The organism is Pseudomonas sp. HLT2-19-2 (assembly GCF_054898005.1).
This window is the reverse complement of the sequence record NZ_CM142712.1, coordinates 1,910,814-1,927,669: the sequence shown is the minus strand read 5'-3', so window position 1 is coordinate 1,927,669 and position 16,856 is coordinate 1,910,814. Positions and strand designations below refer to the sequence as shown.

The window sequence follows — 16,856 nt, the reverse complement described above, 5'->3', positions numbered from 1 at the left end:
AAAACGGATTTAAGGCAAAAGACGAGCCGGCAACAGGCGCATCAGCTGCGTATCGAACCAGGCCACGAAGGCCGGCGATGGCGCAGCATCGACCGCCAGGTACCACCAATCGGCGGCGGCGAAGGCACGGCACTTCACCGCGTCCTTTTCGGTCATCACCAACGGCAATGACGGTGTGAAATTCAAGGCCTGCACGCTGTATTCGGCGTGGTCGGCAAACGCATGCGGGACTGGCTGCCAGTGTAGCGTTTCGAGGGTCTTGAAGAAACGCTGCGGATTGCCAATCCCGGCCACGGCGTGCAGCGCTTGGCCAGCGGGGAAGTGGTCGAGGGGACGACGTTCATCGCTGTGCAGATTGACCAGTTCGGTGGGTTGAAGCTGGAAGGCAAAACCGTCTTCGCGATCCTCGGCGGCGCCGTTGAACAACACGGCGTCGACGCTTTGCAGTCGTTCGACCGGTTCACGCAAGGGGCCGGCCGGCAGGCAACGTTTGTTGCCCAAGCCTCGGGCGGCGTCGATCAGTACCAGTTCCAGGTCGCGGGCCAGCCGGTAATGCTGCATGCCGTCGTCGGACAGGATCAGGTCCAGCGGCTCACTCGCCAGCAACGCTTTGACGGCACTGCTGCGATCCGGGTCGATCATCAACGGCACGCCGGTGCGCTGGACGATCAACAGCGGTTCATCGCCTGCGATCTCGGCGCTTTGATCTGCCTCAACCCGCCACGGCAGTTGCGGCGGTTTGGCGCCGTACCCGCGGCTGACCACACCGACCCGCAGACCGCCGCGCTGGCAGTGCTGGATCATCCACAGAATCAGCGGCGTCTTGCCGGTGCCGCCAACAGTGATGTTGCCGACCACGATCAGCGGCACCGGTGGCTGATAGATTTCCCCTTCACCCGCCAGGAAGCGCTTGCGCTTGCTCATGACCACGCGCCGATACAGCCACTCCAGCGGCTGTAACAACTTCAAGGCCGGATGACCTTGGTACCACGCGTTGAGCAAGCGATCGGACATGGCCATCAGGGCGCGGGCGGCGCCGCCTCGACAGTGGTCATGCGCAAGTGGCTGAAACCAAGCTTGCCAGCGGCGTCCATGGCGGTGATGACGGACTGATGCTGAGTCTTGCCATCAGCGCTGATGGACAGCGGCAGGTTGGTGTCGCCACTGGATTCTTTCTGCAGCGCGTCCATCAGGGTCGCCAGGTCGTTCTTGGGCAACACCTGATTATTCACCGAGAACGCGCCTTCGGCACTGATGGCAACGTCCAGGTGTTTGACCTGCTGGTCTTCGGCAGGCGAACCGCTGACCGCTTCCGGCAGATCAACACGCAACTGGGTTTCACGGGTAAACGTGGTGGTGACAACGAAAAACAGCAGCAGGATAAACACCACGTCAATCAGCGACGCGAGGTTGATGTCTACATTCTCCCGTTGCTTGCGGCGAAATCTCACGCTTTGCCCCCATTCAAGTCAACATCACGGTCACCCTGTACCACCTCGACCAGCTTGATCGCTTCCTGCTCCATGCCCACCACCAGTTCATCGATCCGGCGTTGCAGGAAACGGTGGAAGAACACCGCCGGGATACCGACCATCAGGCCTGCTGCCGTGGTTATCAGCGCCTTGGAGATACCACCGGCCAATACGGCGGCGTTGGTGGTCATGCCCGAGCCCATGAACGCGCTGAAGATATCGATCATGCCCAATACCGTCCCCAACAGCCCCAGCAACGGGGCCATGGCGGCGATGGTGCCCAGCGCATTGATGTAGCGTTCGAGCTCGTGAATCACTCGCGCGGCAGCTTCTTCAATGCACTCTTTCATGATCTCGCGACCATGCTTTGAGTTGGCAAGGCCAGCCGCCAGGATCTCGCCCAACGGTGAGTGGGCGCGCAGTTCCTTGAGTTTGTCTTTATTGAGTTGTTTGTCCTTGATCCAGACCCAGACCTGCCCGAGCAAATGCTCCGGGGTCACACGGCTGGCTCGCAGGGTCCAGAGGCGTTCGGCGACGATCGCCATTGCCGCGATGGAACTCAGAATGATCGGTATCATCATCCATCCGCCGGATATGACCAATTCCCACACAGTGACAGTCCCCTCGAAAAAGTGCGCCACTCTAACATAGGGGGTGAGCGCACCGAAGACTGTGATGTCGCATCCGGTCGGGCTTTAATAGCTCCGGGTTATTGCGCAGAGCGCCAGAAACGCTGTTCTAGACGCATCGTCCACGGCTGCTTGAAGCGTCCCAGTTGCAGACGGATGGCACCCTGTTCGGCGCTGTCATAGATCAACATGCCGCGCTTTTGATAGCGCGCCATGACCGTGGGATGGGGATGACCGAATGAATTGCCCTGTCCGCGGGAGATCAGCACCGCTTTGGGTTGCAGCCCGTTGAGCAGCGCCATTGAAGATGAACTGCGACTGCCGTGGTGCGGCGCCTGCAGCCAGTCCGTAGGTACCGCCAGTGGACTGTCAAGCAGGGCTCGCTCGGCTGCGGCGTCTATATCACCGGTCAATAAAAGACGCTCACCGTTGGCTTCTATCTGCAGGACGCAGGATTTTTGATTGCTGTCGTTGGCTGAAGACCATTGCCAGAGCTGGAACCTCACATCGTCCCAGACCCATTGCTTGCCGCTCTCGCAGCCCTCTGCCTGCAACTCGGCAGGCAGTGCCAGGGGATCGCCACTGACGACCCGCTTCACCGGCAGACCATTGGCTACGGCCCGGGCGCCGCCAGCATGATCGGCGTCGGCATGGCTGATCAGCATCAGATCGAGTCCGTTCACACCCAGTTTGCGCAACGAAGGCAGGACCACCCGTTCGCCCAGGTCGAAATCGCCGAAACGTGGCCCGGTGTCATACAACAGCGTGTGATGACGGGTGCGCACCAGGATTGCCAGACCCTGGCCGACATCCAGCTGCCAGACTTCGACGATGCCTTCAGGCAAGATTTGCCGGGGCGCAAAAACCAGCAACAGCAGCATCGGCCAGCCCAACGCGCGAAACGGCACACCTCGAGGCATTAATAGTAGAAAGGCACCCAATGTGCCGAGTGCCCATATCCACAACGGGATCGCCACCGGCACCCACGCGGGCAAGAACCCGGCGATCAGCGCCAGGCCCTTGAACAAAAGGTCGATCAAACCGCCTGCCAACCACAGCAGCCCTTCGCCCACATAAGGAAGGGGTAAAAACAACGTACCCAACAACGCCGGAGGCAGCACGACCAGACTGATCCACGGCACCGCCAGCAAATTGGTCACTGGCCCGCTGAGGCTGATCGGCAACCCGAGCACCAGCAGCAGGGGGCACAGACCGATCGCGATCAGCCATTGAGCTCGGGTCCACGTTTGCCACCAACGCCATGGGCCCAACCGACCACCGAAGGTGAAGATCAACACCGCCACCGCCGCGAACGACAACCAGAACCCCGGTTGCAGACTCGCCAGCGGATCCAGCAGCAAAACACAGTCGAGCGCCAGCATCAGCGGCCACCAGGCGCCGAGGTGACGAAATCGCAGGCGCCACAACAGCACCAGACCGATCATCACGCAGGCCCGCCGCACCGGCACCTCGAAACCGGCCAGCAGCCCATAACCGAGAGCAGCCGCGAACGCCAGTCCACAGGCCCACGGCAGCCAAGGCAAGCGTCTGGGCCACAGGCCATAACGTGCCAGCCCGGCGATCAACAGATACACCAGCCCTGCCAACAACCCGATGTGTTGTCCGGAAATCACCAACAGATGGACGGTGCCGGTGTCTTGCAGCACCTGCCAGTCTTCGCGACTCAATCCGGCGCCATCCCCCAGCACCAACGCTGTCAGCGCACCGGTTCGCCCCTGAGCATCCACGGACTGCAAACGCTGGCGAATGCCGTCGCGCCAGGCCCACCGGGTTTCCATCAGCCGCTCGCCATCCTTGACCGTCCCGGTAGCGCCGATGCGTTGCGCCAGCAGCCAGGCGTCGTAATCGAACGCATGGGGATTGAGCCGCCCGGCAGGACGCTTCAACTTGATTGCCAGTCGCCATCGTTCGCCGCTGAGCACCGGCGGTCCGTCATACCAAGCCAGGCGTATCAGTTGCGGCAACTTACCGTGTCGAGACCGGGCGTCCGCCAGTTCGAAACGCACGACTGCCTCATTGTTCTGGGGCAATCCCACCACCCGCCCGTCAACCCAACGGGTTTCGCCATCGAGGCTCATCGGCAGCCGATCATCCAGTGCCCACTGCGCCTGCGCGCACGCCCAACTGAAGCCGAACAGCAAAAATGCCAGTGGATAGCTGCGAAACGGCAGCAACATCAAACCTATGAACGGCAGCAACATCCAAAACCAGACCGGCGGTAATACCGGTAAAAAACGCAGGATCAGCAGACCCAACGCCAGCGCCATCATCCCTGTGCGCATACGCCCGTCCTTGAGAGTCCCCTCCTAGGCATAGCCGGCTATCCGCACGGGCATCGTTATTAATTGTCACAAAGTCTGAATGGGCGGTTCATAAAATCCAGACATACTTGCCGCCTTAACCGACCGAGAAGCCTTATGCCCCGGCGCTTGTTCAAACGTTACATGCCAGACCCGACCAGCATCAGGGAACACAAATCCTTACGCTTTCTCGGCACGCTGCTGCATGACCCGAACCTCTGGCACCTCAACCGCCATTCCGTCGCACGGGCCATGGCTGTTGGTCTGTTCGCGGCATTCCTGCCGATTCCGTTGCAGATGCTGGTCGCCGCCATACTGGCAATCATGGTCCGGGGCAACATGCCAATTGCCGTCAGTCTGGTCTGGCTGACCAACCCGATCACCATGCCGGCTGTGTTCTTCTGCACCTACCAGACCGGTGCCTGGTTGATGGACGTCCCTGCACGCCATCTGCCGGATGAACTGACCTGGGAATGGATCAGCGGCGAACTCTCCTCCCTGTGGCAGCCGTTTTTGCTCGGCTCGGTGGTGATGGGGCTGGTACTGGGTGCCCTCGCCTATTGCCTGACCATGATGTACTGGCGCTGGTGGGTTGGGCGGCAGTGGCGGCGGCGCAAGCGCAGCCGGATGCAAGAATGAAAAACGGCGCCTGGAAAGGCGCCGTTTCTGGCTTGGAATACTTTTGTAGGAGCTGGCGAAGCCTGCGATCTTTGAGCGTCAGCTCAAGCAGCGCAATTCAAGATCAAGATCAAAAGATCGCAGCCTGCGGCAGCTCCTACGTACGCATCCCGCGACCGCTGACCAGCAGCCGTGCGCAACCGATATACAACACGATGGTCGCCACCAGCATGAAGGTGATCGCCACGCTGATCCTGATGTCCGAAACGCCAAGAATGCCGTAACGGAACGCGTTGACCATGTGCAGCACCGGGTTGGCCAGAGACACGGTCTGCCAAAACGGTGGCAGCAAGGAAATCGAGTAAAACACCCCGCCCAGGTACGTCAGCGGTGTCAGCACGAACGTCGGGATGATCGAGATGTCATCAAAGTTGCGCGCAAACACGGCGTTGATGAAGCCCAGCAGCGAGAAGATCGTCGCCGTCAGCACCACCACCAGAATGGTCACGCCCAGGTGATGCACCTGCAAATCGGTGAAGAACAGCGACAGCAGGGTCACGATGACCCCGACCATCAAGCCGCGCAGCACGCCGCCCAGGGTGTAGCCGATCAGAATCGTATGCGGTGATACCGGCGACACCATCAATTCTTCGATGGAACGCTGGAACTTGCTGCCGAAAAAACTCGAGACCACGTTGCCGTAAGAGTTGGTGATCACCGACATCATGATCAGCCCCGGCACGATGTACTCCATGTAGGTGAAACCACCCATGTCACCGATCTGCCGACCAATCAGATTGCCGAAGATCACGAAGTACAGAACCATGGTGATTGCCGGCGGCAGCAGCGTCTGCGGCCAGATCCGGGTAAAGCGTTTGACCTCTCGGTAAACGATGGTATTGAGGGCAACGAGGTTGGGTTGCAGCTCGGAACTCATACCGCCACCTTCGACAGATTTTTCTCCACCAGGGACACGAACAACTCCTCGAGGCGATTGGTTTTGTTACGCAGGCTCAGCACTTCGATGTTCTGTTGCGCCAATTGGGTGAACAGTGCGGTGATGCCCATGGCCTTGTCGACCTGAACTTCAAGGGTGTGGCTGTCGAGCAGCTTGGTCGGATAACCGAGCAACTGCGGCGCGGTTGGCAGCGTGTTTTTGATGTCTAGCAGGAACGTTTCCACATGCAGTTGGCCGAGCAACTGTTTCATGCTGGTGTTCTCGACGATGGTGCCGTGGTCGATGATGCCGATGTTGCGGCACAACTGCTCAGCCTCCTCCAGGTAGTGGGTGGTGAGGATGATGGTGATGCCTTTCTTGTTCAGCTCGGTGAGGAAGGTCCACATCGAACGTCGCAGTTCAATGTCCACACCCGCCGTCGGTTCGTCGAGGATCAGCAGGCGCGGTTCGTGAACCAGCGCACGGGCGATCATCAGGCGACGCTTCATGCCGCCGGACAGTGAACGCGACGGCGTATCGCGCTTGTCCCACAGGCCCAGTTGGGTCAGGTATTGCTCGGCGCGTTCCTTGGCGATTTTCGGCGGGATGCCGTAGTAACCGGCCTGGGTCACGACGATATCGAAGGTCTTTTCGAACTGGTTGAAATTGAATTCCTGGGGCACCACGCCGATGGAGCGCTTGAGCTGCGCGGGATTCTTGTCCAGGTCGTGACCGAAGATATTCACCGTCCCGCTGGTCTTGTTCACCAGGGTCGAGAGAATGCCGATGGTGGTGGATTTGCCAGCGCCGTTCGGGCCGAGCAAGGCGAAAAAGTCACCTTCGGCGACGTCCAGATCGATACCACTCAGGGCCTGGAAACCGTTGCCGTAGGTTTTGGTTAGCTGCCGGATGGACAGAGCGGAACTCATATCGGATTTACGCACCAAGAAGGGGAGAAAGGGACAATTAAGGGCGGGCGGCGACGAATACAACCGCGGCGCGTGAGCGCAATGGTGCTTGTCGCTGCCACACAAGTACAGTCAAGTGTGTCGATAGTGAGTATTAAGTCAACGCGGTCATAACCGCTTGCTGATACGCCGGACGCTGTTTCAGGCGTGCATACCAGGCTTGCAGATGAGGCTGCGGCGCGCGCTCGATCGGCATCTCGAACCAGGCATAAATGAAACTGCCCAAAGGAATGTCGCCCATGCCGATCTCATCGCCGGACAGGTACGGTTGAGTCGCCAGCGCCTGCTCGGCCATCGACAGCAAGCCTTCGCACTCCTTGGTCGCGGCGTTGATTGCCGGCCAGTCCCGTTGACTTTCCGGCGTGCGTAATACACCCCAAAACACAGTGCGAAACGGCCCGGCAAAGCTTGAAGTGGTCCAGTCCATCCACTTGTCGGCAGAGGCTCTGGCCTGCAGATCCTTTGGATACCAGGCTGTGCCGTTGGCGTGACGAGCCATCAGGTAACGCACAATGGCGTTCGATTCCCACAGCACGAAACCATCGTCTTCAATCACCGGCACGCGGCCATTGGGGTTCATCGCGCGGTACTCCAGCGTATCGACTACACCAAAGGCGCCGCCCGCATCAATGGCTTCATAAGCCAGGCCCAGCTCCTCGGCGGCCCACAACGGTTTTCTGACATTCGATGAGTTTTTCCGACCCCAGATCTTCAGCATGACCGCCTCTTTATGGATGAACGCGCAGGCAGCATACGCCGGATCAGGCGCGACTCAAATCGCTCTGCATGTCACCCAGCAACACTGGCAGTGTGTCGCTGAACAGATGCGGATAGCACTTCTCCAGGTGCTCGAAAAAGAACGCTTCAGGCACGTCGGTGAACTGGCCGTGGTCGACCAGGTACTCCATCAACTGCTCGCCGTCGCGATTGAAAGGATGGAATACGCTGTCGTTGATTCCGTCGAATTCCAGCGGTGCGACGTTGAACAGTTCGCAGAGTTTTTGGTTGAACGCCGGCGTGGCTTTGACCCAGCGACCGTTCAGATGTAGCTCCGTATAACCGTGCATGGCGAACACATCGCTCTTGAGCAACTCGAGCAACCGCGGCGTCGACAAATGATTTCGCACGTCCGCCAGACCGATCCGCGCCGGAATCCCGCAATGCCGGGCTGCGCCTGCCAGCAGTGTGGCTTTGGGCACGCAATAACTCTCCCCCGCTGCCAACGCATAACTGCCGCGCAAGGTGTCTGGGTCGCGACTGAAGGTGTAAGGGTTGTAACGCACAGCTTCGCGCACGGCGTAATAGAGATTGATCGCCTGCTCGAGCGGGTCACGACGGCTGCCGCGATGTTTTTCGGCGAACTCCACCACTGACGGGTGGTCACTATCGATGAAGCGGCCGGAACTCAGATACTCGTGCATGAGAACAATCTCCTGGGGAAGCCACGAGTCTAGCGACAGGTTCAGCACAGAGATAACGACGTTTCGGCCAAACATGGACGCTTTGCCGCCCGCCCAACGAACGATTTGCACGGCCCGGTGCCAACCGGTCCTACAGAACTCATCGAAGGTTTCCCACAAATTCAATCACATCGCTCTGACCACCCTGTTTTGCGGATGCCGTCTAAGCTCTGAAGGTTGGTTTTACCCTGGTTTCACGGAGGATTAAATATGCTGCTGTTATGGATACTGGTTCTGGTTGTCGGGATTGCGTATTTAGCCCACCGTCGTATCGCCCCACTGCCCGCCCTGTGCGTCGTTGCCGTGTACGTGGTGGCGATGGGCGCTTTCAGCCGCGCGCCAGGCTGGTTACTGCTGGTTCTCTGGGTGTTGATCGCGGCTGTCGCAGCGCCCTTGTTGCTCCCCGACCTGCGCCGTAAATATTTCAGTGCGCCGCTGTTCAGCTGGTTCCAGAAAACCCTGCCGCCAATGTCGGAAACCGAACGCGATGCGATCGATGCCGGCACCGTGTGGTGGGACGGCGAACTGTTCAGCGGTCGCCCGGACTGGAACATACTGCTGTCCTATCCAAAAGCGCAGATGAGCGAAGAGGAACAGGCCTTTATCGACGGCCCTACCGAAGAACTCTGCGCCATGGTCAGTGACTGGCAGATCGGTCAAGCCATGGACCTGCCTCCCGAGGCTTGGACCTTCATCAAGGAAAACGGCTTCTTCGCCCTGATCATTCCCAAGGAGTTCGGCGGCAAGGGCTTCTCCGCCTATGCCCACTCCCAGGTGGCGATGAAACTGGCGACCCGCAGCGGCGATCTCGCGTCCACCGTGATGGTCCCCAACTCCCTCGGCCCGGCGGAATTGCTGCTGCATTACGGCACCGACGAACAACGCAACCATTACCTGCCACGACTGGCGCGCGGTGACGACATCCCGTGCTTCGCACTGACCGGTCCACTGGCCGGCTCTGATGCCGGCGCCATGCCCGACACCGGGGTGATCTGCAAAGGTGAATGGGAAGGCAAGGAAACCTTGGGCCTGCGCCTGAACTGGGAAAAGCGCTACATCACGCTGGGTCCGGTCGCCACCCTCCTCGGCCTGGCCTTCAAGGCCTACGACCCGGATCACCTGCTGGGTGAGGAGGAAGACCTGGGTATCAGTCTGGCGTTGATCCCGACCGATACCGCCGGTGTTGAAATCGGCCGCCGTCACTTGCCGTTGGGCGCGTCATTCATGAACGGCCCGAACTCCGGCAAAGATGTATTCGTACCGCTGGAGTTCCTCATCGGTGGCCAGGAAATGCTCGGCAAAGGCTGGATGATGCTGATGAACTGCCTGTCGGTGGGGCGTTCGATTTCGTTGCCAGCGGTCGGCACCGGTGCCGCCAAGTTCACCAGTCTGGTGACCGGCCAGTACGCTCAGGTCCGTGAGCAATTCAATGTTCCTCTGTCGGCATTTGAAGGGATTCAGGAAGCGATGGCGCGCATCGGCGGCAACGCCTGGATGATGGACGCCGCGCGGATGCTCACCGCCAACGCGGTGGACCTCGGTGAAAAACCGTCGGTGCTGTCGGCGATTCTCAAGTACCACCTCACTGAACGCGGCCGCGAGTGCATCAGTCACGCCATGGATGTTCATGGCGGCAAGGCAATCATCATGGGGCCGAACAACTACCTCGGTCGGAGCTGGAATGGCGCACCGATTTTCATCACCGTGGAAGGCGCGAACATTCTCTCGCGCAACTTGATGATCTTCGGTCAGGGTGCGATTCGCTGCCATCCATTCGTATTGAAAGAAATGGCCCTCGCCGGCCGTGAAGACAAGGATCAGGCACTCATCGAATTCGACGGCTTGCTACTCAAGCACATCGGTTTTGCCGTGAGCAACGCCGCTAGCACCCTGGTGCTGAACCTTGGTTTCGGGCATTTCGAACACATGCCGGGCAACAGACTCAGCCAGGGTTACTTCCGCGCGCTCAACCGTCAGGCTGCCGCGTTCGCCATGCTGGCTGACCTGAGCATGATGTTGCTGGGCGGTGAACTGAAACGACGCGAACGTCTCTCGGCTCGCTTGGGGGATGTGCTCAGCAACATGTACCTCGCCTCCGCCGCGCTCAAGCGTTACCACGACCTCGATTCACCGGAACACATGGCGCCACTGTTTACCTGGGCCATGGAAGAAAGCTTGGGTCAGTCGGAACGCGCGCTGGATGAACTGCTGAGCAACTTCCCGAACAAGGTGCTGGGTTGCCTGCTGCGGGTCATCGTGTTCCCGTTTGGGCGTCGTCACAAAGGGCCGTCGGATAAACTCGGCGCCGAAGTGGCTGCGGTGATCGGCCGGGCCAAGGGCGATCCAACTCTGGAAGAGTTGCTCGGCGGTTGCTACCGTCCGCAATCGGCCGAAGACGCCGTCGGTGCTCTTCAACACGCCTGCAACCTGTTGAACGCAGCGCAGCCGTTGCAGAAAAAGCTGCATGTGGCGCTGAAAAGCGGTCAGGTCAAACCCGTCGCCGGGGAACACGCCATCGATGCAGCGCTTGAGGCTGGCGTGTTGCAGCCAGTGGAAGCGCAAACCCTGCGTGACGCCGAAGCCGCACGGCGCAAGGTGATCGATGTCGATGATTTCGACAAAGAGGAGCTGGCGCTGGCAGACGGAAAGGTCCGCTGATCCATGTTGTACTCTCCACCATGTAAAAACGGGCGCAGGGGCTTTATACTCCTGCGCCCGTTTTGCTCTTGAGGACTTATCTCGTGTCCAATGTCGTTGCCGACCATCTCGTCTTGCTTGACCACTTGCGCAGCATCCTGGTCGCCGTGGGTGAGGCCGAACAGGTTCCCGAAGAAAGCCATGCCTTGTTCCTGGAGCGCTTCGACGAACTGCGTGCGTTGCTGCCGGTCGACCCGATCGAAAGCCAATACCTGGGCCAGGACATTCTGTGCCAGGTGATCACCCGCTATCCGCAAATTGCCCACCTGGTCCCGCGCGACCTGTTGTGGTACTTCGCCGGTGACTGCCTGCATTACATGCCCGACGATGAAATCGACTTGTACCAGGCGCTGGAAGAACGTCGTTTCGAAGCCGAACAAAACGACGAACCGTTTGACTGGAACCAGGAAAAACAGCTGCTGGCGATGTCGAACCAGGACAGCAAGCACTGATCCACAGTCTGAAATGCAAAAGGCCCGCATGGTTGAACATGCGGGCCTTTTTTTGATCTTCGCTTCAGAGCAACCCATCACTCTCCGGCAACTCATACTCCGCCGCGACCTTGCCCGAATCACTCAACTTGCCTGGCTTGCTCAGGGTGGGTTCCTTTTCCAGGCACTCCACCAGGTAGTCAATCAGCACCCGTAACTTCGGTGGTAGATAACGGGTTGGCGAATGCAGCAGCCAGGCACCGCCGTGGTAAGACGCCAGAAAGGTCCAGTCCGGCAGCACTTGCACGATCAGCCCCTGCTCCAGCGCATAACGCGCGGTGAAATACGGCAGGCTGCCAATCCCGATGTGCTGCAACACCGCGCCCAACCGTACGCCGGTGTGATTGGCCGCATAACGTCCGCGTACACCAACAGTTACAGCCTTGGTGCCTTTCTTGAATTTCCAGCGCGCATCGCTCGGTGTTTCGCCCAGGTAGATGCAGCTGTGGTTGAGCAAGTCGTGAGGATGAGTCGGTGTGCCGTGTTCGGCCAGGTATTGCGGCGTTGCACAGAGCAAATGATCGATGGTCAGCAATTGCCGCCCTACCAGCCCCGCGGGGGGGCGATCAGTAATACGAATCGCCAGATCAACGTTGTCGTCGATCAAATCCACCTGGCGGTCTTCAAGCAACAACTCCACATCCACTTTGGGATAACGGCGCAGAAATTCCGGCATATGCGGATGAATCACGAAACGCCCCACCGCCTTCGGCACGCTGACTCGCACCAGTCCTTCCGCCTCATGGGTGAACTGACCGCTGATTTCCATCACCGACTTGGCCGCGCTGACCATCTCCTGGCAACGCTTGAACACCTCTTCGCCACCGTCGCTCAAGCGCAACTTACGCGTGGTTCGTTGCAGCAAACGAGTGGCGAGCGCCTTCTCCAGACGCGAAATGCTGCGACTGACCGCCGAGGGTGAAGCACCCAACTGGCGAGCTGCCTCGGAGAAGCTGCCGGTCTCGACAACCTTGACGAAAATCGCCATTTCACCGAGCAGCGGCAGTGGAAGATTTATGCTCAAAACGCAACAGTCCTTTGATGTTTGAACGGATTATCACGCAATTCCACGCTTCATATAATAAAAATAGAATTATTACTAAGGGCATGGAATATGACGCTTCGCCTCTTTTTCCATAGTGATGACCTCAAGGCCAATGTGGAAGTCCTGGATTGCACGCCCCACGAGAACGAATTTGCCGTGGTGCTTCGCGCCACGTTGTTTCACCCCCAAGGCGGCGGACAGCCCTTTGACACCGGCTGGATCGGTGAAAGCCGGGTGCTGCGCGTGGTTCAGGATCCGGACCGGATCATCCATTTCGTCGACCACCCGATAAAACTCGGCATGACTCAGATTCGGGTCGACGAACAACGCCGCCAGTTAAACACCCGCCTGCATTCTGCCGGCCATCTGATCGGCCACTTTGTCCAGGCCATGGGCTGGATGCCGATCAAGGCTCATCACTGGCCGGGCGAAGGACGTGTGCAGTTCAAACCGGCGGATTCAGCACAGGACGTTGATGCCCAGACCCTTCAGTACGGCATTGAGCAATGGATCGCCCATGACTTGCCGCGTCTGACGTCACTTCGCGATGGCGCCCGGGAAATCGGTTTCGGTGAATTGCCCGCCTACGGTTGCGGCGGCACCCATGTCCGTAGCCTGAAGGATTTGGCCACGGTCACGATCGTGTCCCTTTCGCAGAAAAAAGGAACGCTGTCAGTCCACTACAGCGTGGATTGAGCATTTGGGCGATGCCGTTCTCGTCATCGCTTGACGCCGGGGGAACCTGCGTTCGCGGGTTCTGTTGACTTTCTGATAGATGGACCTAATACATGATGCTTGACGTCGAGCGTCTCGATGAGACGTGCATAAAAAAACTGGCCAATGAAGAAGTCCTCGCCATCCGCCTCAAAGGCTTGTTGCCCAAGCCACTGGCGATTCAGATTGGCGACAAGATCCTCGCCCCTGGCTTCGAAGGCTATATCAATGCGCCGAGCATCGGCCGTATCGGCATGGCGTTTTATGAAGCGGAAAACCAGCCGCTGCTGATTGAAGATTATTTCGAACGCGCCACCCGCAACATTGCGGAATTGCGCAACCGGTGTGCGCCCTATTCGTCCCCCGTCGACACCCTGCGCTGCATGCTCGATGAGTCGTGGCCGGCGGGGGCGCACCTGGAAAACCTCTACGGTCGCAAGATGTACGTCGGGCTGTCCCGGGTGGTGAAACCCGGAATCTGCTTTCTGGCCCACCACGATATTTTCGCCAAGGACGCGCCGGACAGTTACCAGGCCAAAAGCCTGGAAGCGCAGTTTGCCTGCAATGTTTACCTGAACATGCCCACCGAGGGGGGTGCACTGCAGATGTGGGACCACGACATTTCTCCGGATCAGTTCGACGAAATGCGTGGCGACAGTTACGGCATCGATCCGGCTCTGCTCGGCACTCCGACCCTGGAGATTCGTCCCGAACCCGGTGATTTCATCATGTTCAATTCGCGCTGCATGCACTCGGTGACACCGGGTGTGGCCGATCCGCGCTTGAGCCTTTCGTTCTTTGTCGGCTATCGCGGCAATGCTTCACCCCTTACTTTCTGGAGTTGAGATGCTTTCGAATTACCTGGGCGAGTTTCTGGCGCTGGCAACTATCCACTTTCTGGCCGTTGTCGCACCCGGACCGGACTTCGCAGTGACCATCCGTCAGAGCGTTCGCTTCGGTCGATTGGTCGGGATTTGCACGGCGCTGGGCATCGGCGCAGGCATTTCTGTGCATGTGCTTTACACCCTGCTCGGGGTCGGCGCGTTGATGCACACCACGCCCTGGTTATTGACGGTGGCCAAGGTGGTGGGCGGTGCCTACATTCTGTACCTCGGCGTCAGCCTGGTGCGCAGCAAACCCAAAACCGTACTGGAGGGCGACAAGGGCGCAGACGAGCCGGTTATCGAGCAAACGATGCTGAAGGCCTTTACCACGGGTTTCCTGACCAACGCCACCAACCCGAAGGCCACGCTGTTTTTCCTGGCAATCTTCACCACCATCATCAGCGCTACGACACCTCTGAAAATTCAGGCGCTGTATGGGGTCTGGATGTGCTTCGTGAACGCGCTGTGGTTTGTCATCGTCGCGCTGTTCTTTTCCAGCACCCGGGTGCGCTTGCTGTTCATGCGCATGGGGCACTGGTTCGAGCGGACGATGGGGGTGATTCTGATTTTGTTCGCTGGACGCTTGATTCTGTCGATGTAACACCTGCACCCATGGAAAAGGCCCGCTCAATCAAACTGGCGGGCCTTTTTCGTTTCTGCGTCGCTTTTGCATTTCTGTGCGACAGATCCCACTTCAGGGACTCCCCTACCGCTCCCTCGTGGTGTTAGCTTGGAAACGTTTCTATCTCATCGATCAGAAACTTCTCACAAACTGCCTGCAAAGGAATGCCCCCAGCAATGAATTTCTCACTCAAGCACCTGGCTGCGTCAACCCTGATACTGGCCAGCTTTTCGTCGTTCACCCTGACAGCGCACGCCAACATCACCCCGCAACAGAACGCGGCCATCCTCAAGACTTTCAGTGACGCATCGGTAACGGATTTCAGGCAGTTCCTGCGAGGCCTGGCCAAGAGCGACCTCGCCAAAACCGACGATCTCGGCCCGGCCATCAGTACCTTCCTCGACAACAAGCCGCTTTCCGCTGAACAGCAGAACGAAATCCATCGCCTACTGGGCCTCTACACGCGCGTGAAGTACGGCAAACAGGCCCTCGAAACGCTGCGCGAACTAGTGGAAATCCCGACCTTCCGCAAGGAAGGTGTCGCTCAGCACGACAATCCGGAATTTCTGAAGATCGCCGACAAGATCAAAGACCTGGCGAAATCGTTCAACCTGAACTTCCGCAACATCGACAACCGCGTCTATGAAATATCCCTCGAAGGCAGCGGCGATGAAGTGGTGGGCATCCATGCTCACGCTGATGTGGTGCCGGTGACGCCGGAGAACTGGGTGCTGAAGGATGGCACCAAACTCGATCCATTCAAGATAACGCTGATCGGTGACCGCATGTATGGCCGGGGCACCGAAGATGACAAAAACGGCATCGTGGTGACGCTGTACGCGATGAAGGTGATCAAGGAAGAGAAGCTGCCGCTGGCGCGCAATTTCAAGCTGCTGGTGGATACCACCGAAGAAACCACGGGCGACGCCATTCCTTATTACTTCGAACAAAACCCGACCCCCAACTACAACATGGCCCTGGATGGCGGCTACCCGGTGGTGATTGCCGAGAAAGGCTACGGCACGGTGATGGCGAACTTCCCCAAACGCAAAGCCGAGGGCAAAGGCGCGGAAATCATTTCGATGACCGGCGGCCTGGCCAGCAACCAGATTCCGTCAGCCTCGGTCGTCATATTGTTGACCGACAAGCCCGCCGAACTGGCCGCCAGCCTGCAAAAAGCCGGTACTGAATATGCCAAGCGCAATGGCGGCGACTTCGAAGTGAGCGCCAAGGTCGACGGCAAAGACGTCAAACTGACCGTCACCGGCGTCTCTGCCCACTCCTCCGAGCCAGAATCCGGCGTCAACCCGGTGGCGAGGATGCTGGACTTCATCCACAGTCTGGACGGCAAGGTCGCGCTCAAGCACAACCACATCACGGACGCGGCCCGCTACGCCACCGACAACTGGGGCCTGGACTACAAGGGTGGCAAACTGGCCGTCGGTTTTTCCGATGCGTTCATGGGCCCGCTGACCACGTCCCTGACCTACGTCGGAATGGATGAAAAAACCTTCAAACTCGCGGTCAACCTGCGGGTGCCGAAAGGCAAATCGCCGGAAGCGCTCAAGGCGGAAATAGCCGAGAAGATTGCTGCCTGGAGCAAGAAAACCCATGTTGCCGCGACCTTTGACTACTCGATCGCCGAGCCGATGTACCGCAACCCTGAGGGTGAATGGGTCAAGGCGCTGCTGGCCGTGGCCAGCGAAAACCTTGGCATGGAAAACAAATACGGCACCTCCGCCGGCGCCACCTCGGTGCATGAACTGCCCAATGGCGTGCAATTCGGCTTGGCGCGTCCCGAGGTCAAGTACACCGGCCACACCGACAGCGAGTTCAAGACCGTCGACCAGTTCCTGCTGGATCTGCAGATCGTGACCGAGATGATGGGCCGCATCGGGCAGTTGCCGAAACTCTGATCCTCTTTCGGACCCGCTGTTCAGGCGGGTCCGACGCTTTGATCGTGTTGATTTCAATAAAAACAAAAAAAGGACCTTAAGG

16 protein-coding genes are annotated in these 16,856 nt (G+C 58.9%); 7 read left to right on the top strand and 9 right to left on the bottom strand.

The annotated features are described in order from the left end of the window. Positions 1–9: 9 nt before the first annotated feature. The 4 genes from lpxK to ACYZTU_RS08900 all read right to left on the bottom strand — a co-directional run bounded on the left by lpxK (position 10) and on the right by ACYZTU_RS08900 (position 4,404). Positions 10–1,020 carry a tetraacyldisaccharide 4'-kinase gene (gene lpxK, locus ACYZTU_RS08915; RefSeq protein WP_461969491.1) on the bottom strand — a complete coding sequence of 337 codons (1,011 nt, stop codon included), beginning with the start codon at positions 1,018–1,020 and terminating at the stop codon, positions 10–12. Beyond that, on the bottom strand, positions 1,020–1,451 hold the full coding sequence (locus ACYZTU_RS08910; protein WP_461969489.1) for an ExbD/TolR family protein: 432 nt from the start codon (positions 1,449–1,451) through the stop codon (positions 1,020–1,022). Before ACYZTU_RS08910 ends, lpxK begins: the two co-directional genes overlap by 1 nt. After that, positions 1,448–2,083: a MotA/TolQ/ExbB proton channel family protein gene (locus ACYZTU_RS08905; protein WP_449645218.1), complete on the bottom strand. Its 636-nt coding sequence runs from the start codon at positions 2,081–2,083 to the stop codon at positions 1,448–1,450. The genes ACYZTU_RS08910 and ACYZTU_RS08905 overlap by 4 nt, the downstream gene beginning before the upstream one ends. 98 nt (positions 2,084–2,181) lie before the next feature. Next, positions 2,182–4,404, bottom strand: a complete 2,223-nt coding sequence (locus tag ACYZTU_RS08900; protein WP_461969486.1) for a DNA internalization-related competence protein ComEC/Rec2 — start codon at positions 4,402–4,404, stop codon at positions 2,182–2,184. A 135-nt stretch (positions 4,405–4,539) separates the two neighbouring features. Here ACYZTU_RS08900 and ACYZTU_RS08895 point away from each other — a divergent pair, with 135 nt between their 5' ends. Next, entirely contained in the window at positions 4,540–5,061 is a 522-nt protein-coding gene (locus tag ACYZTU_RS08895) for a DUF2062 domain-containing protein (protein WP_461969484.1), read from the top strand. A gap of 136 nt (positions 5,062–5,197) precedes the next feature. Here the strand turns inward: ACYZTU_RS08895 and ACYZTU_RS08890 are convergent, their stop codons facing one another. The 4 genes from ACYZTU_RS08890 to ACYZTU_RS08875 all read right to left on the bottom strand — a co-directional run bounded on the left by ACYZTU_RS08890 (position 5,198) and on the right by ACYZTU_RS08875 (position 8,366). Further along, positions 5,198–5,977, bottom strand: coding sequence for an ABC transporter permease (locus ACYZTU_RS08890; protein WP_449645220.1), 780 nt, complete (start codon positions 5,975–5,977; stop codon positions 5,198–5,200). Then, a complete protein-coding gene (locus tag ACYZTU_RS08885; RefSeq protein WP_461969482.1) occupies positions 5,974–6,906 on the bottom strand; it encodes an ABC transporter ATP-binding protein in 933 nt (310 codons plus the stop codon). The genes ACYZTU_RS08890 and ACYZTU_RS08885 overlap by 4 nt, the downstream gene beginning before the upstream one ends. A gap of 133 nt (positions 6,907–7,039) precedes the next feature. Further along, positions 7,040–7,663 carry a glutathione S-transferase family protein gene (locus ACYZTU_RS08880; RefSeq protein WP_461969480.1) on the bottom strand — a complete coding sequence of 208 codons (624 nt, stop codon included), beginning with the start codon at positions 7,661–7,663 and terminating at the stop codon, positions 7,040–7,042. 43 nt (positions 7,664–7,706) lie between these two features. Continuing rightward, positions 7,707–8,366: a transglutaminase-like domain-containing protein gene (locus ACYZTU_RS08875; protein WP_461969478.1), complete on the bottom strand. Its 660-nt coding sequence runs from the start codon at positions 8,364–8,366 to the stop codon at positions 7,707–7,709. A gap of 249 nt (positions 8,367–8,615) precedes the next feature. On the opposite strand from ACYZTU_RS08875, the gene ACYZTU_RS08870 reads away from it, so the two are divergent. Further along, complete coding sequence (locus ACYZTU_RS08870; protein ID WP_461969476.1) at positions 8,616–11,063, top strand: acyl-CoA dehydrogenase; 2,448 nt, start codon at positions 8,616–8,618, stop codon at positions 11,061–11,063. Between the two features lie 83 nt (positions 11,064–11,146). After that, positions 11,147–11,554, top strand: coding sequence for a PA2817 family protein (locus tag ACYZTU_RS08865; RefSeq protein ID WP_007905217.1), 408 nt, complete (start codon positions 11,147–11,149; stop codon positions 11,552–11,554). Positions 11,555–11,618: 64 nt separating this feature from the next. Here the strand turns inward: ACYZTU_RS08865 and ACYZTU_RS08860 are convergent, their stop codons facing one another. Then, entirely contained in the window at positions 11,619–12,617 is a 999-nt protein-coding gene (locus tag ACYZTU_RS08860) for a LysR family transcriptional regulator (protein ID WP_461969474.1), read from the bottom strand. Between the two features lie 90 nt (positions 12,618–12,707). On the opposite strand from ACYZTU_RS08860, the gene ACYZTU_RS08855 reads away from it, so the two are divergent. From ACYZTU_RS08855 to ACYZTU_RS08840, 4 genes are all read left to right on the top strand, one after another. After that, positions 12,708–13,334, top strand: a complete 627-nt coding sequence (locus ACYZTU_RS08855) for an alanyl-tRNA editing protein (RefSeq protein WP_461969472.1) — start codon at positions 12,708–12,710, stop codon at positions 13,332–13,334. Between the two features lie 92 nt (positions 13,335–13,426). Further along, positions 13,427–14,197, top strand: a complete 771-nt coding sequence (locus tag ACYZTU_RS08850) for a 2OG-Fe(II) oxygenase (RefSeq protein ID WP_461969470.1) — start codon at positions 13,427–13,429, stop codon at positions 14,195–14,197. Between the two features lies 1 nt (position 14,198). Continuing rightward, complete coding sequence (locus ACYZTU_RS08845) at positions 14,199–14,837, top strand: LysE family translocator (RefSeq protein WP_461969468.1); 639 nt, start codon at positions 14,199–14,201, stop codon at positions 14,835–14,837. A 197-nt stretch (positions 14,838–15,034) separates the two neighbouring features. Then, positions 15,035–16,774, top strand: coding sequence for a dipeptidase (locus tag ACYZTU_RS08840; RefSeq protein ID WP_461969466.1), 1,740 nt, complete (start codon positions 15,035–15,037; stop codon positions 16,772–16,774). Positions 16,775–16,856: the final 82 nt, after the last annotated feature.